This is a genomic window from Streptomyces sp. NPDC026575, assembly GCF_055567415.1.
On sequence record NZ_JBVHQM010000034.1, the window covers coordinates 37,137 to 54,384 of the forward strand.

Genomic DNA, 17,248 nt, shown 5'->3' on the forward strand with positions numbered 1-17,248 from the left:
GCTCTTCTCGTCGGCGGGACTACGCCGTGGTCAACGCCGAAAGGGAGAAGCCAGCCGATTGCGTCGCGCCGCCTTCGCCCTCGCGTGGAATCGGCAACCTCGGTAACGCATACGCACTACCGGCGCGACGGTCGGTGCCTGGAGCCGTCGTCTTCGGCGTCTTCCGCATATCGTGCTCCCCCGGTCAATGGGCGGGCGAGAAGCCGAAGACCCCCGCGGCCCTCCATCAACGCCCTTGGACGCACATGACTCTGGCGGAGATCGCTAGCGCACCGATAACGCCTCACTAACAAACGTTGCCGTAGTCGGTAGCGGGACCCGGTAGCCGTACCTGCCGCAGTTGCCGAACCAGCCGAACCAGCCGTACCTGCCCTACCAGCCGTACTGAGGGACTCCCCCTACGGGCTGTCCGACAGATCGGCCCGATCGGTGGCGCCCGAGGGTGTCGCCGCCCAGCTGGCCAGGAGCCTCAGCCGCTCCTCCGTCTGCGTACCGGGCTTCGGCGGGTAGACCACCAGCATCTGATCCGGCTCGCCGGCCACGGTCAACGTCTCGTACGGCAGGGTGAGTTCGCCCACCACGGGGTGCCTCATGCGCTTGGCTCCGTAGGTCTTCTCCTTGACCTGGTGGTCCGCCCACAGTCGGCGGAAGTCCTCGCTGCCCAGCGACAACTCTCCCACCAGCGTGGCCAGTTGGCGGTCCTGCGGATGGCTCCCCGCGTCCAGGCGCAGATGGGCCACCGTCTCCGCGGCCACCGCCGGCCAGTCCGGGTACAGCTCCCGCGACCGCGGGTCGAGGAACACCTGGCGTGGCATGTTGCGTTCCTCGGGCGCCATCTGCGAGAAGCCGACGACGGCGTCGCCCAGGGCGTTCCACGCGAGTACGTCCATGCGCCGGCCGAGTACGAACGCCGGGGCCCGGTCGATGGTGTCCAGGAGTATCCGCAGGCCGGGGCGGACCCTCTGGGGCGCCGGAGCGGCGGCGGACGCGCGACGGGCGGCGGGGGTACGGCGGGTGGCGGGCCGGGCCACCGTACGCAGGTACTCCTGCTCGGTGTCGTCCAGGCGCAGGACGCGCCCGACGGCGTCGAGGACCGCGTCCGAGACCGAGGGGCCGCGGCCCTGTTCGAGGCGGATGTAGTAGTCGACGCTGACGCCGGCGAGTTGGGCGACCTCCTCACGGCGCAGGCCCGGCACCCGCCGCCTGCCGTGACCGGGCAGTCCGACCTCTTCGGGCTGGATGCGGGCGCGCCGCGAGCGCAGGAAGTCGCCGAGTTCCCGGCCGGGAGGTATGTCCATGCCGGCGATCCTAGGTCCCGGGACCGGGCCCGTTCCTGGTACTGCCGGACCCAGGAAAACGGCAGCCCTGGGTACGCGCGCCGAACGGGCCGAAGGTGGTGGTCGTCGCCGGAAGACACCCGGAGCCACCCGGTGCCACCCGTGACAGACCACCACGGCCCATCACGGCCAACACGGTCACCACGGCCCCTTACGGACCACCACGAATCATCACGAACCACGTCCGACCATCACCCACCAGGAGTCCCCAATGTCGTACGACACCCTCATCGGCCGCACCGCCGTCGTCACCGGAGCCGCCAGCGGTATGGGCGAGGCCACCGCCCGGCTGCTCGCCTCGCACGGCGTGCGGGTGGCGCTGCTCGCCCGCCGGGCCGAGCGGCTGACGGAGCTGGCCGCCGAGATCGAGGCGGACGGCGGGCAGGCCCTCGCGGTCGCCACCGACGTCACCGACGCGGCTTCGGTCGATGCCGCGGCGGACCGGATCCACGCCGCGTACGGCGAGGTGGACCTGGTGGTCAACGCGGCGGGCGTGATGCTGCCCAACCCCGTCACCGAGGGCCGCGCCGACGAGTGGCAGCGGATGCTGGACACGAACGTGGCCGGCGCGCTGCGCGTCATCCGCGCGTTCACACCGGACCTGATCGCGGTGGCGGAGGCCGGCCGGACCGCGGACCTGGTGAACATCTCCTCCATCGGCGCGCACATCCCCTTCCCCAACTACGCGGTGTACGGCGCGACGAAGGCCGCGCTCACCTACCTCTCGCAGTCCCTGCGCACGGAGCTGGGCCCGCGCGACGTCCGCGTCACCAACATCGAACCGGGCCTCACGGACACCGAGCTGGGCGGCCACATCGACAACGCCGAGCTGTCCGGCCAGCTGGACGGCATGTTCGACGCGCTGCTCGGCCTGTCGGCGGACGACATCGCCGACCTGATCGCCTACACGACCAGCCGCGCCCGCCATGTGAACCTGCGCCAGGCGATCGTGCTGCCCACACGGCAGGCCTGACACCCGGGCGGCCGGCGCGTCATGTGGTCAGGTCGCGAGGCTGCGTTCGAGCGGCGTGCGGTAGCAGGGGGTGACGCGGGTGCCGTCGAGGAAGGCGGTCAGGCGGGTGATCTCCTTCTCCACGGCGGTGCGGGCCGCGCGGCCGGGGTCGGTGAGGAGGTGGTAGCGGATGGTGGCATCCGGGCGTTGGGCCCAGGCGCCGACGATGCGGCCGTGCCACCAGACGGTGGGGCCGATGTTGCCGTTGCGGTCGAAGAGGTCCTTGGTGTGGTCGGGGTCGAGGTACCAGTCGCGGTGGCGCCAGCCCATGGCCGTGGGGTCGAGGCCGGGCAGCAGCGCCGCCGCGGGCTCCTCGGTGGCGGGTGCCGGTTCGAGGTCCTCGGGCAGGAGGTAGCCGGTGCCCTGGTCGAGTTCGACCGCCTGGGCGCCGGTGGCGGCGAGGGCCTTGCGGGTGTCGGTGAGATTCCAGCCGGTCCACCACTTCAGGTCGTCCACGGTGACGGGGCCGAACGCCTTCAGGTAGTGGCGGGCCAGCGTGGTCCTCGCCCCGGCGGCGGGCACGTCGTCCAGCGGCCGGGCCAGGGCCCAGCGGAACTGTGCGGACGTCCACGAGCCGGCCGGGCGGGCCCGGCGGAGGCGTCCCTCGGCGGCGAGGGCTCCCAGGACCGGTGTGCCGGCGCGCTGCCGGGACTCGTAGGACTTGCCGGGGAAGGTGGTGAACTGTTCGCGCAAGTCGGGTATCTCGGCGGCGAGTTGGGCGGCGGTGGTCGCGCCGCGGGCCGCGAGGGTGTCCAGGACGGCCCGTTCCGCGGCGGCGTAGCGGCGCTCGTCCCAGCCCAGGGCCGCGCGCAGGGTCGCCATGGCGTCGGCGCGGTGCCGGTGGCTGTCGCGGACGGTCGCGGAGCGGACGGCGGGGGCCAGCCGGCCCGGGACGACGAACATCGTGCGGCGCATGCACCGGATCCGCTCCAGCGCCGGGCTGCCGGCAGGGGTGTCGGGGGTGTCGGGGGCGTCGTAGAGGGACCGGCTGATGGCGTCGGCGGTGGGGGTGTGCAGGCGGGCGGCCAGCGCGAGGAAGACCGTGGCCGGGTCGGTGGCGTGCAGGCCGATCAGGGCCGCGGCCACGTCCTCGGCCCGTTCCTTGCGGAGGGAAGGCGCGAGGAGGTGGCCGCGGGTGACGCGGGCGCGTCGCTGGGCGGCGCTGATACGGGGCAGAGCGGTCATGTGCGGGGCCGGGGTCAGCGGGCGCCGTGGATGCAGAACGGCTGCCCGGAGGGGTCGAGCAGGACGGTCCAGTACGCGCCTCCGGGCTGGTGGACGGGCTTGGTCGCGCCCAGCTCCAGCAGCTGCCGCTCCGCCGCGGCCACGTCGTCGAAGACGAGGTCCATGTGGAACGGCAGCTCGTCCTCGGGCCAGTTGGGGGCGGTGAAGGACGCGGACGTGTAGCAGAGGTACATCGCCTTGCCGACGTAGAAGGCGAAGGCGGCGTCGTCGCCCTGCTCGTCCTGGTAGGTCCGGGAGACCTTGGTGCCCAGGGCGGTGGCGTAGAAGTCGGCCAGCGCACGGCCGTCCGGCGCCCATATCGCGTGGCAGATGATCTTTCCGTTGAGGGTGCCGGTGGTCTCGTTCGCCATGGGGGGGCCTTCCGCGGGAGGGTTTCTCGATGTGGGGGTGTCTGCTGACGGGCTGACGGGCTGGTGGCTGGTGTCTGGTGGCGCGCCGGGTGCCTGCCTACGCGCCGGTGCCTGCTGACGCGCTGGTCAGCGCACGACCTTGAGGCCGAAGTGGCCGCCGAACTGCTGGCCGAGGCCGAAGCCGATGGCGGAGTGCATATGGGCGTACATCTCCATGCCGCGGGCGCAGACCAGGGGGCCGAGGTCGAGGATGTCGCTCCAGCCGTAGGACTTGAGCAGTTCGGTGGTCCGCTGCTTGGCGTCGGCGTGGTCACCGGCGACGAACATGGTGTGGTCGCCGCCGCCGACGGCCTGCGGATCGACGACGGTGGTCTGCTCCTGGGTGACGAAGGACTTGGCGACCTTGGTCCGGGGCAGCGCGCGCTGGATCTGCTCGCCGAGGCTGTCGGTGTCGCACGGGTCGAGCTTGGGCATGACGCCCCACGGCGTGGGCCAGGGATGCTCGGTCTCGTGCTGGTAGACGAACGGCACGGCGTAGTCGATCAGGGTCTTGTCCGCGAGCCGGTCGGCGATGGCGGACAGCGCGGCGACGGCGTTGTGGCCGTCGATGCCGCTGATGACCAGATCGTCGGCGGCGGCCGCGGCGTCGCCGAAGGACAGCAGGGTGATGCCGGGGTGCTCGGCGAGGAACTGCTTGTACGGCGGGTTGCCCATCATGTCGGGCTCGTCGCGGGCGAGGGTGGCCTCGGGGTCGCGGGTGCCGACGTAGACGTCGTGGCCGAGTTCGAGGAGCTTGGCGGTGTGGGCGCGGGCACCGCCACCGGTGCCGAGAATCGCGGTCTTCATGGAGAAACCTCCCGATGTGGTCTGTTCCGTTCCGTTCTGTTCGGACAGGTCCACCGTAGGAGGATTTCAGGACAGGGTGTGTCCTTTGACGCGGGCATCATGGAATTCATGACGAGCGATATGACCGCCCGCATGCTGCGGCTGCTGTCCCTCCTGCAGACCCGGCGGGAGTGGTCCGGCTCCGACCTCGCCGCACGACTCTCCGTGACCGTGCGCACCGTCCGCCGCGATATCGACCGGCTCCGAGAACTGGGCTACCCCGTCGACAGCGCCCGCGGCCACGCCGGCGGCTACCGCCTCGCCCCCGGCACCGACCTGCCGCCCCTCCTCCTCGACGACGACGAGGCCGTCGCCATCGCCGTCGCCCTGCGCACCGCCGCCGGCGGTCTGACCGGCATCGAGGAGACCGCCCTGCGCGCCCTCGCCAAGCTGGAGCAGGTCCTGCCCCGCCGCCTGCGCGGCCAGGTCACCGCCCTCCAGACGTCCCTGGCCGACATCGGGTGGGAGAACCGGGGGCCGCGCGCCGACCCGGCCGTCCTGGCCGGCCTCGCCGTGGCCTGCCGCGACCACGAGATCGTCGGCTTCGACTACACCACCCGCCACGGCAGCACCGCCGCGCGTCGCGTCGAGCCCTGCCACTTGGTCGCCTCCGGCAACCTGTGGTACCTCCTCGCCCACGACACCGACAAGGACGACTGGCGCCTCTACCGCCTCGACCGCATCAGCCACCCCACCCCCACCGGCCGACGCGTCCCGCCCCGCCCGGTCCCCGGCGACGATCCCGCCGCCTTCGTCGCCACCCGGCTCTCCGCCGCCCCCACCCGCTACCGCGCGATCGCCACCGTCCAGGCGCCCGCCGAGCACCTCCGCACCCGCACCCCCGGCCTGGCCACCCGCATCAGCCCCCTCACCGCACACACCTGCCGCGTCGACGCCTCCGACGACCACCTCCCCCGCATCGCGCAGACCCTCGCCGCCCTCAACACCGACTACACCCTCGCCGCGGACCACGAGGTCCTCAACTACCTGTGCGACGCGGCTCGGCGCGTCTTGGCGGCCATGGGCTGATCCGCCGCCGGTCGCACCGAGAACCTCATCGCCCACGGCGGCATCGGCCCCCTCGCCGACGGCGTCGACGACAGCGGCCGCGTCCAGGCCGGGGATCGGCGGGGGCGGGGCGGAAACGGGAACCGCACGTGCCCTGACGCACGTGCGCCCGTCTCGGCGGGGTCGCCGCTCAGGTCGCCGCTCAGGCGGTGAGGGCGGGGTAGTCGGTGTAGCCGCGGTGGTCGCCGCCGTAGAAGGTGGCCTTGTCGGGGGTGTTGAACGGACCGCCGGAGGCGAGACGCCGGGGCAGGTCGGGGTTGGCCAGGAACAGCGCTCCGTAGGCCACCATGTCCGCGCTCCCGTCCTCGATCAGCCCCAGCGCGTCGGGGCCGGTGGTGTCGGGGTAGGTGAACGGGTTGAGGACGAACGTGCCGGGCCAGACCTTGCGCAGCCGCGGGGTCAGGTCGCGGTTCGGCCCTTCCACCAGGTGCAGGTAGGCCAGGTCCAGGCCGGCCAGCCGGTCCAGCAGGGTGAGGTAGACCTCGCCCGGGGCGTCCTCGGAGATGTCGTTGAACTGGTTCCCGGGCGAGATCCGCAGGCCCACCCGGTGGCTGCCGATCGCCTCGGACACGGCCGTGACGACCTCGACGGCGAAGCGGATCCGGCCCTCGGTGGTGCCGCCCCAGGCGTCGGTGCGGCGGTTGGTGTTGGGCGCGAGGAACTGGTGGATCAGATAGCCGTTGGCCCCGTGCAGCTCGACCCCGTCGAACCCGGCCTCGACCGCGTTGCGGGCCGCGTCGACGAAGTCGGCGACGGTCTGCCGGATCTCCGCCTCGCTCAGCTCCTTCGGCGTCACGAACTCCTTCGGCCCCTCGTGGGTGAAGACCTGGCCCTTGGCGGCCACCGCCGACGGCCCCACCGGCACCAGTCCGTCGGGCAGCAGGCTCGGGTGCCCGATCCGGCCGGTGTGCATCAGCTGCGCGAAGATCGCACCGCCCTCGCGGTGCACGGCGTCGGTCACCGTCCGCCAGGCCCGCACCTGCCCGGCCGTGTGCAGACCGGGGGTGTCGGGGTAGCCCTGGCCGAGCGGCGAGGGCTGGATGCCCTCGGTGACGATGAGCCCGGCCCCGGCGCGCTGCGCGTAGTACGTCGCCATCAGCTCGGTCGGCTCGGCGCCGGGCCCGTGGGCGCGGCTGCGGGTCATCGGCGCCATCACCACGCGGTTCGCCAGGTGCTTGCCGCCCAGGACGATCGGATCGAAAGCAGTGGTCACGGTGTCTTCCTCGGGTTCCTCGGGAGGGGTGATGTTCCGCGGCGCGGGGCGCTTCGCTGCGATACGAGGCGCCGCCCTGCCAGCGATACCTGTCCGAACAAGTAAATCACCTGTCCGAACAAGTAAATCCCGTCATCCCGGGGAAGTGTGAGCCACGTCACGCCCTCGTTTTGGGCGGTGAATGCTGCTTGAGCTGTGAGTGCCGCTTGGGATGGGAACGCTGCTTGGGCTGTGAGTGCTGCCGCCTGGGTGGTGCTTCGGTGGCACCCGGGCGCGGGGTAAAGTTGTTGCCTTGTTCGGACAGGAAAGTGAGGGAGAGATGGCGCAGTCCACACCGGAGGCCGGGAAGGGCCCCGTGGGCCCCGGGCGGGAGGCCACCGTCCCGGTGCCGGCCGCGGCCGGTGGCGGGCCGGTCAGCCACGCGATCTTCCGCCTGGCCCGTTTGCACCGCATGTTCGCCGGACAGCTCCTGCGCCGAATCGGCCTGCATCCGGGCCAGGAGCTGGTCATGATGCACCTGTGGGAGCTCGGCCCCCAGCGGCAGACCGACCTGGTGCGCCTGATGGACTCCGACGCCGCCACCATGACGCGCACCGTCCAGCGCCTGGAGCAGGCCGGCTTCGTCCGCCGCCGCCCCTCGCCCACCGACAAGCGCGCCTCGCTCATCGAACCCACGACGGCCAGCCGCGCCCTGCGCCGCGAGGTCGAACGGGTCTGGAGCCAGCTGGAGGACCTCTCGACGGCGGGCCTCTCCGACGACGAGCGCACCGCCGCCCTGCACACCCTGGAACGCCTGGAGGAGAACCTCGTCCGGGCCGCCGCGGAGGCCGCGGGCACGGAGGCCGCGGGCGGCGAGGCATAGCGGTCCCGGAGCGCGTCGACGAGGCCCGATCAGGCTTCTCGTCGGGCTTCGGCTCGGGCTTCAGGTCGGGCTTCCGGTCGAGGAGGCGGCCGACTCGGCGCATGACGTTACGTTGACCAGGCGATTCCCAGTGACGAGCAGCGTCTCGTCGCAGACCGGTACCTCCTGACCGACCTCATCGGACGCGGCGGGCACTGCGTGAAGCCCGCGCCATCGCCAGCGTTTCCCATCCACATGTGATCGACATCTACGACCTGGTCGAGTTCGAGGACCGGCTCTGCATCGTCATGGAACTGGTGGCGGGCCCGTCGCTCTCCCAGCACCTCGATGCGGAGGTCCGCTGTCCCCGGCCAGGGCCGCCGAGATCGGTCTGCAGCTTCTCGACGTCCTCGGGGCCGTGCACGCCGCCGGTGCCCTGCACCGGGACGTGAAGCCGGCCAACGTGCTGCTGCGCGGCAACGGCAACGTTGTCCTCAGCGACTTCGGCATCGCGGCCCTGGCCGACGGCGAGTCGCTGACCACACCGGCGAGCTGATGGGTTCCCTCGACTACATCGCCCCCGAACGGCTGCACGGCAAGGAGGCGAGCCCGCCCAGCGACCTGTTCTCGCTGGGAGTCACCCTGTGCGTACTCGTCTCCAACTGTTCCCCGTTCGCGCGGTCGGGGGCACCCGCCGCCGTGCTGCACGCGGTCGCCTACGACGAGCCCGACATCCCTGACTGCGCAGGCCCGCTGGGTGCGGTCATCGAGGGGCTGTTGCGCAAGGACCCGGCCGAACGTCTCTCCGCGGCCGACACGGCGGACGCCCTGCGGTCGAGCGGCAGTCCGCCGCCGTCCGCTCCGCCAAGTCACCGGCCAGGAGCGCGAATCCCTCACCAGCAGCCCTTCGGTGCCCCTTCGGCGCCCCTTTCTGGCGCGGGCCGCCTGAACTGGCTCAGACGACGAACAAGGCCCAGGTCGCCGACCTGGGCCTCAACTATGGAGCGGGTGACGGGAATCGAACCCGCGCTCTGAGCTTGGGAATCAGGGGGCGTCGAGCGCTCCGCACTGGCCTGACCAGCGAAGATGCCCCCTACGGGGAGGGGAAGCGGGGTTGGATCTCTGGCCCTTGTTGACCTTTGTTTACCGCTCGATCTGGCACGACACTGGCACGGAGGTTGAGACGGGCTCCGGAAGGGAGGGGCCCGGCCGGGGCAAGACGACTGCGCGACACCAGCGTCGCTGCTGAAGGTGCGTGGATTGCTCGCGCGAAGGGCTGTACATGCCGAGCGTAGGCATGGCAGACCTGATATGCAGATCCATTTGTTGGAGGGGCGGATTTCGGCCCGTAGGGGAGGGCTGATCCGGCGTGATGGCGGCGAAGTCCGCTTGTGGCCGGGGGGCTGCAGCCCCCCGGCGGTGTGAGCGGTCGGTCAGCCCAGCCGGGCATCCGTGTAGACGACCATCGCGTTGCGCTGGTAGACGGCCAGCCGGTGGTCAAGGGCGGGCCCACGGGGACGGCAGGTCGGTGTCCGTCGTCGAGGTCAGTCGTCGATTGCCTGGTAGAGCGTGGTCCAGAAGTCGTGGATGAGCTGTGCCGGGGCCGGGAGGGACAGCCCGACCTGGGTGAGTAGGACGCCGACGAGCCCGTTGTGCGGGTCGGCGTAGGCACTGGTGCCGGTACCGCCGTCCCAGCCGAACTGGCCGATCGGCGCGTAGTCGCCGCGGTAGGTGCGTACCGCCATCCCCATGCCCCAGCCGCCGTGCTGCCCTTGGCCGAAGCCCACATGGACGTTGTTGCGGGCCATGGTGGTGCGGGCGGCGTTCTGCTCGGGTGTGAGGCGGTTGGTGGTCATCAGCTCGACGGCCGGCCGGGACAGGATGCGTTCGCCGTCGTGCGTCCCGTGGTTCAGCAGCATCCGGAAGTAGGCGTGGTAGTCATCGACGGTGGAGACAAGACCACCGCCGCCTGACTGGAACGCCGGAGGCGCGCTGTACTGCCCGCCCACCGCCTCGTCCCACACGGTGAACTCCCCGGTCTGCGGGTTCGGCGTGTAGCAGGGCGGCAGCCGGTCGATCTTGCCGGCGGGCACATGGAAACCGGTGTCCTTCATGCCCAGCGGGCCGAAGATCCGTTCGTGCAGGAACGTCTCGAACGACTGCCCGGTGACCCGGGCGACGAGCACACCGAGCACATCGTTGCTGATCTGGTACTGCCAGCGCTCTCCAGGCTGGTGCATCAGCGGAAGCGTGCCCAGGCGGCGCATCCACTCGTCCGGCGCGGCAAGCGCCGTCGCGCTCTGGCTGAAGATGCCCCGCTCGAAGACCGCGTCCATGATCGGGGTGCCCAGCGACGTCAGATCCATGCCGAGCCCGAAGGTTGAGACCAGCAGGTCCCGTACGGTGATCGGCCGCCGTGCCGGCACGGTGTCGTCCAGCGGACCGTCGGCCCGCCTGAGCACCTGCCGGTCGGCGAGCTCGGGCAGCCACGGCTCCACCGGGTCGTCGAGCCGCAGCCTGCACTCGTCCAGCAGGACCATCGCCGCCGCCATCGTGACCGGCTTGGACGTCGAGGCCATCCGGAAGATCGTGTCGCGGCGCATCGGCGCGCCACCGTCATGGCGCATCGTCCCGACCGCTTCGACGTGCGTCTGGTCGCCCCGGCCGACCAGAGCGACGAGCCCGGGAATCTTTCCGGACTCCACGTGTCGTGCCAGCACGTCGCGGATTCTGCGCAGCCCTGTTTCGGAGAAGCCGCTGCGCTGGTCGGTAAGGGTGACGGACATGGTTGTGTGCTCCTTGTGGGTTGCGTGGGTGGGTGGTTGGCCCGGTGAGGTGTGGCTGCCGCCGAGCGCGTCCTGGGCGGTGGCTGCGTGCATCCAGGGCGGTGGCCGTGCTGCGTTCGCCGTGCGGGACGCCTCCCCGGCGCGGCGTCCATTTCGCGAGTTCGCGTTCGCTCCGCTGGCCGGGGTGGCGTTGAGGGTGCTCCTTTGGAGGGAGCGGGTCAGAGGCTGCGGGCGGTGACGTCGCCGTGGGAGGTGGTGGCGCGGATGTCGAGATCGGCGGGGCCATCGTTCTTGAGGGCGTTGCTGATGCGGCCGTAGGCGGTGCCGGCGTCCAGGGCGGCCGACACGCCGGCGGCGGCGCCGACCGTGATGTCGCCGGACTGGGTGCTGAGCACGACCGTGCCGCCCATGGCCTCGGCGATCCGGATGTCGCCCCTTGCGGTGCTGATCTTCGCGGCCCCGCCCAGCCGGCCGACCTCGACGTCGCCGTCGACCGCAGTGAGACGGACGCTCGCGGCCTCGTCCAGCTTGATCTGGCCATACGCGCCTTCGAAAGCGACGTCGCCGAGGCGGCCGACGGTCCGGAGTTCGGCGCTGGCCGCCTTGGCCTCGACCCGGGAACCGGCGGGCAGTTTGACCGTCACGTCGATGGATCCGGAGGGGCCGAAGTACTGGTTCTTCGCCGAATTCTCGATCCGCAGGACTCCGTCGGCGTATTCGACCGTGGTCTGCTCCGCTGCCTTCACGTCGCGGCCCTTCGAGGCGTTCGCAGGCAGGACCTCGACCGCGGTGTCGGCCCGGTCTGCGGCGATGAACTGGACGCGTCCGGCGGGGATGCCCAGGACGGCGGAGATCGGGGCGGGGGTGTCGAACTTCTGCATCGTGCTCTCCCTTGTGCTTGCGGTGCGCTCTTTCCGAACGATGGAAAAGCTACGTTGCTTTCCAAATCTCTGCAACGAGATCTTTGCTTGGCGGCTGCATTTACGCAGGTGAGAGCGTAATAATCGTTGCAGCACCCTCTCGCTTAACGCAACGATAGGGCAGTCAGTCGTTGCAATGCGTTGAAGGTGAACGCTATGGTGGAGGCGTCAGGGAACGCCGAGCAGCACCATGGAGCACCCGTGGGGCATGAAGGGGGTCGTGATGCCGGGAGGCAGGCTCACCCAGCAGGAGCGCCAGCAGATCGCGGTGGGGCTGGCCGACGGCCTGGCCTACGCCGAGATCGCCCGCCGTCTCGACCGTCCGACCTCCACCATCACGCGTGAGGTGACACGGAACGGCGGCCCCACCGGCTACCGCGCCGACCTGGCCCACCGCGCCACCCAGCAGCGCACCCACCAGCGCAGGCAGGCCCCGCCCCAGAGGTCGCAGGCGTCGCCGCAACCCTACGGACGCGACGCCGAGGCCGTGAGCGACTACCAGGAGACCCTCACCACCGTCTTCATGACCTCGGGCCTGCCCAAGATGATGGCCCGGGTGCTGGGCTGCCTCTACACCACAGACACCGGCAGCCTCACCGCCTCCGAACTCGCCCAGCGCCTCCAGGTCAGCCCGGCGTCCATCTCCAAAGCGATCACGTTCCTCGAGAGCCTGGACCTCGTCCGCCGGGAACGCGACAAGCGCCGTCGCGAGCGATACATCGTCGACGACGACCTCTGGTACCGGTCGATGATCCGCAGCGCCCGGGCCAACGACCAGTTCATCGAGACCGCACGGCAGGGCGTCGGCATCCTCGGCCACGGAACCCCGGCCGCCACCCGCCTCGAGAACGCCGCCCGCTTCCTCGACTTCACCAGCGAAGGGCTCATCCGCGCCGCTGAGCAGGGTCGCGAGGTCCTCTACACCAGAACCGAAACAACTCCGGACGGCACCGCCACGTCACCTTCCGATCACGCATAACCAGCCGGCCCGATGACCACAGCTACGTGGCCTTGGCGCTCTGATCAGTTGGCATGCTCAAGGCTGTTCCGTAGGCCGATGCTGCTGTCGAGGTGTCCGGTGTCCCTCTGTCCCCGTTCCGGTGAGCAGGTCCCGTCTTTGACGGCGCAGGTCGCGCGGGCGAGCAACCCGGACGGTACGACGGCGATGTGGGTGAGAGACCGGCTGGACGGGTTGTGGTGCGACGAGGAATTCGCCGACTGGCACCCGTGCGACGGGCGCCCTGGCCTCGCACCCGCACAGACCGCCTCCTCGACCTCGCGCCGGCCCGACTCAAGGGCGCCGGGCTGGTACGCGAACGCACCACGCAGCGCACCGATTCCACCCGCATCCTGGCCGCGGTGCGCGACTTGACCCGGCTGGAGCTGGTCACCGAATTCATGCGCGCCGCGCTCGAAGGACTCGCGCGCACCGCCCCTCACTTGCTGGCCGGCCTGGTGGACGAGGTGTGGGGACTCCGCTACGGCCGTCCGCTCCGCTTGAGCAAGAACCCCACTCGGCCCAAGACCAGGATCAACCCTGGTGCGGCACCCCGAAATTGGACTAGGGCCTGTCCGATGGGTCCTGGCCGGGCCCGCGACGCCTGGCACGGCACCTCGCGGCGTTGCCGAATCATCCCGATAGCTCCGCTATCGAGACGCTCCGGCGCCTTGCGATGCACCGCACCAGACGCCGCGGCCTTTCCGACCCCGACCCATCGGACAGGCCCTAGGAAACAAACAAGCCCCAGGCTGCTGGCCTGGGGCTTCCGTATGGAGCGGGTGACGGGAATCGAACCCGCGCTCTGAGCTTGGGAATCAATGGTGCGCGTGGCTGTGATTGATGTGCTGACCTGCGTGAACGTTGCCAAGGCGGGTGCTGGGGGGTGCGGCAGCGCACCGGTGTTGACCGTGTTTACCGCCCTTAAGGGCACGCGGAGGGCGCGGCCACGGCAGCGAGCGTGAGAGCACGGGCGCTTCACGGACCTGGCCTGGTGCTGGCGGGGCGGCTGCCGGTTGGGGGCATGGCTGTTTTGCGAACGCGACGGACACGGCGAAACGATCTTCGTAAGGCGTGCCGCCTCCCAGGGCATCGCTGTAGGGGAAGGCCGCGATCCGCTCGTCGTGCTGCGCGTTGAGCAGATGGATCAGGAACATCAGCTTGTTCGGGTCCTGCTCGGCGAACCAGCCCACGTGCACCGTGTGGCCGGGCACCGGCACCGTGGGTCGGGTTCACCGTGGCATGAGTGATCCGGCCCCAGCGCGCGTCCAGCACGTCGGTCAGAGCGGGAAGCTCGTGACACCGGCGTGGCAGCCGGTGTGCGAGGTACTTCCGGTCTCGTCACACTGCGCCGGCCGGCCGTGAAGGTGCGCGTGACCAGGAACTTTGCTGGCGGATGTGGGTCCGGCTCCGTCGCCGCCGCGCCCGCGCCACGGCACGCGGAGTACGGTGAAGTAACGAGGTCACCTCGCCGGGCGGATGCACCGCCCAGAAGGCGGACGAACAAACATGGCCGACTCCGACACTCCCCGCGTCCCGCAGCTGCTGCCGGACGAGGTGCACCAGGCCGTCAGACCCGGGACGGCCCTCTTGAGGCTGGTGACCACGCAAACCCGCGAGCAAGTTCTCGACGGCGCGTGGTGGCCGCGTTCTCGTGACATCGGCGCCGAGCTGCCCGGTCTGATCGCCGCGCTGACCGTACATCTGGGCCCCGTCCTGCGGGTCGGCCTGGACGCCGGTGCCTGGGAAGAGCTGCCGACCCGTCTGGTGATCGACGACCGGGTCGTGCACATCGACTCCTTCCCGGTCGGTGACGACACCGTCCTTATCACCCGGGGCGACCAGGACCACTTCTCCCTGCTGGTGGTCCCGCCGCACGCGACACCTGAAGCAGCCCGCGCCGCGATGGCCAGGGCCGTCGAGGCCGGCAACGTCACCCAGGCCGAGCAGATCCTCATCGATACCGGCACCCGTCATGCACACCTGGTTCCCCCGGAAGAGCCTCGGACGGGCCACGAACGTGGAGAGCGGTGAGGAAGCCGTCGAGTCTGGCTTCGAGGCACCTTTGACGACAAGGGGGATACAGGTCGCCCGAAGGTGCGGCTGTCGGCTCACTCCAGGACGGCGAGGTGGTCGGCAGCACCCCCGCGCCACTCGATCAGGAAGAGGGTCGCATCGTCGCTGGTGCTCCCGCCCCGCTCCTGTTTCAGGGCTGCTGATCTGCAACGGCCAGGTGGTCCGGCAGCTGGAGAGGATGTTGAGGCGCATCATCTGCGCGGTGACGAAGTGGTCGGGCCCGAATTGCTCGGCGATGGCCCGGTCCATGAACGCGTAGATCTCGGACAGACCGACTGCGGCGCGTCTGGCGTGCCGGTAGGCGCCGATGGCGACGGTCGCCATGGTGGCGGCATCCAGGCCGTGGCCCATCGCATCGACCATGGCCACGTGCAGGATGTCCTCGTTGAGGGCGTAGTCGAAGCTGTCGCCGGCGACGTTGTAGGCGGTTCCAGGATTCCCGCCACCGCGACCTGCGGGACGGACATCGCCAGCGGCGGTAGCAGGGACCACTGGATCTCCGCGGCCAAGCTCATCGGTTCGCGGCGCCGGGCCAGGAAGAACTGGTCGGTGTAGCTGTGCTTGGTGACCAGCATGTCGGCGACGAGGCCGGCGAGTCTGCGCAACAAGCGCCGGTCATCGTCATCGACGGTGTCCAGGGTGAGGGCCAGCACGCCCACCTGGTCGCTGCCGTCCAGCAACGGCAGATACATCCGGATGCCGTCATCCTGCGGTACCTCGACAGGGGCCCCGGACAGGAAGGCCGTGCCCGCGTGCGAGTCACCGATCAGCTCGGGCCGGCCGACGAAGCTCAGATGCCTTTCTCCGCGCCTGGTACCTGAGTAATGACTGCTTGGGCGGGGGAACGTGAGGTCGGCAGGCGTGCGCCATGGCCGCCTTCGGAGTCCCAGACCGAAACCAGGGACAGCTCCATCTCCTCCGCGATCCGGCGTTGCTCTGCCTCGTCCATCAGGGCGCTCGCGGTGCGGGTGCCCCGCGGATCGGCGGCCTCGGTCATGAGCCGGGCGGCCGTGGCGGGGCTGGTCTCCGGAGGGATCACCAGCAGGTCCCAACGGCCGACGGTGTAGGAGAACAGCAGCAGCTTGTGGGGATCTTGCTCGGCCCTGAACCAGCCGACACCCGCCACATGCCCGTCCACGGGCACCTTCCGTGGGATGACCGGCCAGAAGGTGGGGTTCACCGTGACGTGGGTGATCCGCCCCCACAGCGGGTCGAGGACAGCCGTCAGTGCGGGCAGTTCCGCCGTGAGGTCACGGGAGCGGGGCCACCACGCACCGTCGAGCAGAGCTGGAGCGCTGCCGGCCGGCGCCAGCATGAGTCGCAGGGGCAGCGAAGCGGTCCGGTCTTCGACCGCCGGCGTATACGGAATGGTCGTGGTCATGACGCGGACCTTGCCCCGGGCCGACCATAACCGGCCCGGTGTCGTGAATCGCCGAAAACGACACGAGCGTGGAGGCTGGTGTACGGAGTGCCCTCGGTAGTTCCAGCTTACTCCCAGTAAGGCACGCTGGGCCGATGCGGAGCGACGGGGTGAACGGCACAGGAGACTTGGAGCAGTCGGCCCGAGAATTGCGAAGAGGCAGCGCCTCCTGTGCGGGCAGCCGGACACTCTCGTGTGGCATCGGCTGCCAACGGGGGCTGTCAGCCACAGGACCGCGCCTGGGTCGTCCGGTCAGCCGAGAAAGGACAGCCGGACTTGGCGTTCGGGGCTGTCCCGTTCGGTGGTCACCAGTACGACGGACTGTGAGGTGCCCAGCTCCAGCTCGCCATCGACCACGGGCAACGTGGCGTGTGGCGGTACCAGCGCCGGGAGCACGTGGCCGCTGCCGTGGCCTGGACTGCCGTGGCGGTCCCGCCAGCGGTCGTCCGCGGGAAGAATGTCGCGGAGGGCTGCCAACAGGTCATCGTCACTGCCCGCGCCGGTCTCGATGATGGCCAGGCCGGACGTCGCGTGGGGGGTGAAGACGTTCAGCAGTCCGCTTCGCCCATGAGCGGCCTCCCGGAGGAACCCGGAGCATGCGCTCGTCAGGTCGTGCATGGTCTCAGTGGCAACGGTTGCCATGTTGATGGTGCGGGTGGTGAAGGTGCCAGCCATGGTTCACCGGTACCCATCGCGGAGGAACGGCACTGACCGCCGGATGGGTAGTTCCTCCGGGCCTCCGCCGGCAGTCGAGGGGTTCGGACGCTGCCTGATCATTGCGTCAACCGTGCTTTTCTTCTTCAGCCTCCATGTGCCGAATGCCTTGGTGCGTCAGCGTGACCATGGCCGGCGTATTGCCCGCGGCCCAGTCGACCGTGATCAGGTCCTCGCCCACCAGATACGTGTAGGCGGCAGCCAGATCCTCTTCCGGGATCGCGAGATCTTGCGCCAGCTTGGCCCCGGTGACGCCCAGAAGGCGGTTGCCCTCAGTGGCCTCGTACAGAGCCTGCATGATCTTCTCGCGGTACGCCTTCCGCTCGGTTAGTGATGCCATAACTGCTTACCTCTGGGGAGAACTGCGTCGCGCCCATCGCGGTG

General features: G+C 70.3%; 17 protein-coding genes and 3 pseudogenes. 8 read left to right on the plus strand and 12 right to left on the minus strand.

The window, feature by feature from the left end; genetic code table 11:
• Nucleotides 1-398: 398 nt before the first annotated feature.
• On the minus strand, nt 399-1,298 hold the full coding sequence (locus ACZ4NB_RS33555) for a helix-turn-helix transcriptional regulator (protein ID WP_467666809.1): 900 nt from the start codon (nt 1,296-1,298) through the stop codon (nt 399-401).
• Between the two features lie 250 nt (nt 1,299-1,548).
• Here ACZ4NB_RS33555 and ACZ4NB_RS33560 point away from each other — a divergent pair, with 250 nt between their 5' ends.
• Nucleotides 1,549-2,310: an SDR family oxidoreductase gene (locus ACZ4NB_RS33560; RefSeq protein WP_467666810.1), complete on the plus strand. Its 762-nt coding sequence runs from the start codon at nt 1,549-1,551 to the stop codon at nt 2,308-2,310.
• A gap of 27 nt (nt 2,311-2,337) precedes the next feature.
• Here ACZ4NB_RS33560 and ACZ4NB_RS33565 read toward each other — a convergent pair whose 3' ends face one another.
• The 3 genes from ACZ4NB_RS33565 to ACZ4NB_RS33575 form a co-directional block, all read right to left on the minus strand.
• Nucleotides 2,338-3,534 (minus strand): winged helix DNA-binding domain-containing protein, encoded by a 1,197-nt coding sequence (locus tag ACZ4NB_RS33565; RefSeq protein ID WP_467666811.1) that lies wholly within the window; start codon nt 3,532-3,534, stop codon nt 2,338-2,340.
• A 14-nt stretch (nt 3,535-3,548) separates the two neighbouring features.
• Complete coding sequence (locus ACZ4NB_RS33570) at nt 3,549-3,944, minus strand: VOC family protein (protein WP_467666812.1); 396 nt, start codon at nt 3,942-3,944, stop codon at nt 3,549-3,551.
• Nucleotides 3,945-4,070: 126 nt separating this feature from the next.
• Entirely contained in the window at nt 4,071-4,790 is a 720-nt protein-coding gene (locus ACZ4NB_RS33575) for an NADPH-dependent F420 reductase (protein WP_467666813.1), read from the minus strand.
• Nucleotides 4,791-4,898: 108 nt separating this feature from the next.
• Here ACZ4NB_RS33575 and ACZ4NB_RS33580 point away from each other — a divergent pair, with 108 nt between their 5' ends.
• Complete coding sequence (locus tag ACZ4NB_RS33580; RefSeq protein WP_467666814.1) at nt 4,899-5,858, plus strand: helix-turn-helix transcriptional regulator; 960 nt, start codon at nt 4,899-4,901, stop codon at nt 5,856-5,858.
• A gap of 181 nt (nt 5,859-6,039) precedes the next feature.
• Here ACZ4NB_RS33580 and ACZ4NB_RS33585 read toward each other — a convergent pair whose 3' ends face one another.
• Nucleotides 6,040-7,110, minus strand: a complete 1,071-nt coding sequence (locus tag ACZ4NB_RS33585; protein WP_467666815.1) for an alkene reductase — start codon at nt 7,108-7,110, stop codon at nt 6,040-6,042.
• A 319-nt stretch (nt 7,111-7,429) separates the two neighbouring features.
• On the opposite strand from ACZ4NB_RS33585, the gene ACZ4NB_RS33590 reads away from it, so the two are divergent.
• From ACZ4NB_RS33590 to ACZ4NB_RS33605, 4 genes and pseudogenes are all read left to right on the plus strand, one after another.
• Nucleotides 7,430-7,972: a MarR family winged helix-turn-helix transcriptional regulator gene (locus ACZ4NB_RS33590; RefSeq protein ID WP_467666816.1), complete on the plus strand. Its 543-nt coding sequence runs from the start codon at nt 7,430-7,432 to the stop codon at nt 7,970-7,972.
• Between the two features lie 191 nt (nt 7,973-8,163).
• A pseudogene (locus tag ACZ4NB_RS33595) lies at nt 8,164-8,403 on the plus strand (protein kinase); the annotation flags it as partial.
• Nucleotides 8,370-8,507 carry a protein kinase domain-containing protein gene (locus ACZ4NB_RS33600; protein WP_467666817.1) on the plus strand — a complete coding sequence of 46 codons (138 nt, stop codon included), beginning with the start codon at nt 8,370-8,372 and terminating at the stop codon, nt 8,505-8,507. The pseudogene ACZ4NB_RS33595 and the gene ACZ4NB_RS33600, both read left to right, overlap by 34 nt.
• Nucleotides 8,507-8,986, plus strand: coding sequence for a protein kinase domain-containing protein (locus ACZ4NB_RS33605; protein ID WP_467666818.1), 480 nt, complete (start codon nt 8,507-8,509; stop codon nt 8,984-8,986). Before ACZ4NB_RS33600 ends, ACZ4NB_RS33605 begins: the two co-directional genes overlap by 1 nt.
• A 509-nt stretch (nt 8,987-9,495) precedes the next feature.
• On the opposite strand, the gene ACZ4NB_RS33610 is transcribed toward ACZ4NB_RS33605, so the two are convergent.
• Both ACZ4NB_RS33610 and ACZ4NB_RS33615 read right to left on the minus strand, forming a co-directional pair.
• A complete protein-coding gene (locus tag ACZ4NB_RS33610) occupies nt 9,496-10,737 on the minus strand; it encodes a serine hydrolase domain-containing protein (protein WP_467666819.1) in 1,242 nt (413 codons plus the stop codon).
• Nucleotides 10,738-10,955: 218 nt separating this feature from the next.
• Nucleotides 10,956-11,618 (minus strand): DUF4097 family beta strand repeat-containing protein, encoded by a 663-nt coding sequence (locus ACZ4NB_RS33615; protein ID WP_467666820.1) that lies wholly within the window; start codon nt 11,616-11,618, stop codon nt 10,956-10,958.
• A 262-nt stretch (nt 11,619-11,880) separates the two neighbouring features.
• On the opposite strand from ACZ4NB_RS33615, the gene ACZ4NB_RS33620 reads away from it, so the two are divergent.
• Entirely contained in the window at nt 11,881-12,636 is a 756-nt protein-coding gene (locus tag ACZ4NB_RS33620; RefSeq protein WP_467666862.1) for a GbsR/MarR family transcriptional regulator, read from the plus strand.
• Nucleotides 12,637-13,802: 1,166 nt separating this feature from the next.
• Here ACZ4NB_RS33620 and ACZ4NB_RS33625 read toward each other — a convergent pair.
• A pseudogene (locus ACZ4NB_RS33625) lies at nt 13,803-13,950 on the minus strand (DUF5994 family protein); the annotation flags it as partial.
• A gap of 213 nt (nt 13,951-14,163) precedes the next feature.
• On the opposite strand from ACZ4NB_RS33625, the gene ACZ4NB_RS33630 reads away from it, so the two are divergent.
• Nucleotides 14,164-14,688, plus strand: coding sequence for a DUF5994 family protein (locus ACZ4NB_RS33630; RefSeq protein WP_467666821.1), 525 nt, complete (start codon nt 14,164-14,166; stop codon nt 14,686-14,688).
• A 77-nt stretch (nt 14,689-14,765) separates the two neighbouring features.
• On the opposite strand, the pseudogene ACZ4NB_RS33635 reads toward ACZ4NB_RS33630, so the two are convergent.
• The 4 genes and pseudogenes from ACZ4NB_RS33635 to ACZ4NB_RS33650 form a co-directional block, all read right to left on the minus strand.
• Nucleotides 14,766-15,512: pseudogene (locus ACZ4NB_RS33635) on the minus strand (PP2C family protein-serine/threonine phosphatase); the annotation flags it as partial.
• A gap of 8 nt (nt 15,513-15,520) precedes the next feature.
• Entirely contained in the window at nt 15,521-16,111 is a 591-nt protein-coding gene (locus ACZ4NB_RS33640; RefSeq protein WP_467666822.1) for a DUF5994 family protein, read from the minus strand.
• A gap of 291 nt (nt 16,112-16,402) precedes the next feature.
• Nucleotides 16,403-16,825 (minus strand): YjbQ family protein, encoded by a 423-nt coding sequence (locus ACZ4NB_RS33645; protein ID WP_467666823.1) that lies wholly within the window; start codon nt 16,823-16,825, stop codon nt 16,403-16,405.
• A gap of 106 nt (nt 16,826-16,931) precedes the next feature.
• Nucleotides 16,932-17,204, minus strand: a complete 273-nt coding sequence (locus tag ACZ4NB_RS33650) for a hypothetical protein (RefSeq protein WP_467666824.1) — start codon at nt 17,202-17,204, stop codon at nt 16,932-16,934.
• Nucleotides 17,205-17,248: the final 44 nt, after the last annotated feature.

Coding starts and splice junctions, on each gene's coding strand:
- ACZ4NB_RS33560 (WP_467666810.1), top strand. CDS start 1,549: ATGTCGTACGACACCCTCATCGGCCGCACCGCCGTCGTCACCGGAGCC.
- ACZ4NB_RS33640 (WP_467666822.1), bottom strand. CDS start 16,111: ATGACCACGACCATTCCGTATACGCCGGCGGTCGAAGACCGGACCGCT.
- ACZ4NB_RS33620 (WP_467666862.1), top strand. CDS start 11,881: ATGCCGGGAGGCAGGCTCACCCAGCAGGAGCGCCAGCAGATCGCGGTG.
- ACZ4NB_RS33630 (WP_467666821.1), top strand. CDS start 14,164: ATGGCCGACTCCGACACTCCCCGCGTCCCGCAGCTGCTGCCGGACGAG.
- ACZ4NB_RS33645 (WP_467666823.1), bottom strand. CDS start 16,825: ATGGCTGGCACCTTCACCACCCGCACCATCAACATGGCAACCGTTGCC.
- ACZ4NB_RS33610 (WP_467666819.1), bottom strand. CDS start 10,737: ATGTCCGTCACCCTTACCGACCAGCGCAGCGGCTTCTCCGAAACAGGG.
- ACZ4NB_RS33650 (WP_467666824.1), bottom strand. CDS start 17,204: ATGGCATCACTAACCGAGCGGAAGGCGTACCGCGAGAAGATCATGCAG.
- ACZ4NB_RS33565 (WP_467666811.1), bottom strand. CDS start 3,534: ATGACCGCTCTGCCCCGTATCAGCGCCGCCCAGCGACGCGCCCGCGTC.
- ACZ4NB_RS33570 (WP_467666812.1), bottom strand. CDS start 3,944: ATGGCGAACGAGACCACCGGCACCCTCAACGGAAAGATCATCTGCCAC.
- ACZ4NB_RS33615 (WP_467666820.1), bottom strand. CDS start 11,618: ATGCAGAAGTTCGACACCCCCGCCCCGATCTCCGCCGTCCTGGGCATC.
- ACZ4NB_RS33575 (WP_467666813.1), bottom strand. CDS start 4,790: ATGAAGACCGCGATTCTCGGCACCGGTGGCGGTGCCCGCGCCCACACC.
- ACZ4NB_RS33555 (WP_467666809.1), bottom strand. CDS start 1,298: ATGGACATACCTCCCGGCCGGGAACTCGGCGACTTCCTGCGCTCGCGG.
- ACZ4NB_RS33605 (WP_467666818.1), top strand. CDS start 8,507: ATGGGTTCCCTCGACTACATCGCCCCCGAACGGCTGCACGGCAAGGAG.
- ACZ4NB_RS33580 (WP_467666814.1), top strand. CDS start 4,899: ATGACGAGCGATATGACCGCCCGCATGCTGCGGCTGCTGTCCCTCCTG.
- ACZ4NB_RS33590 (WP_467666816.1), top strand. CDS start 7,430: ATGGCGCAGTCCACACCGGAGGCCGGGAAGGGCCCCGTGGGCCCCGGG.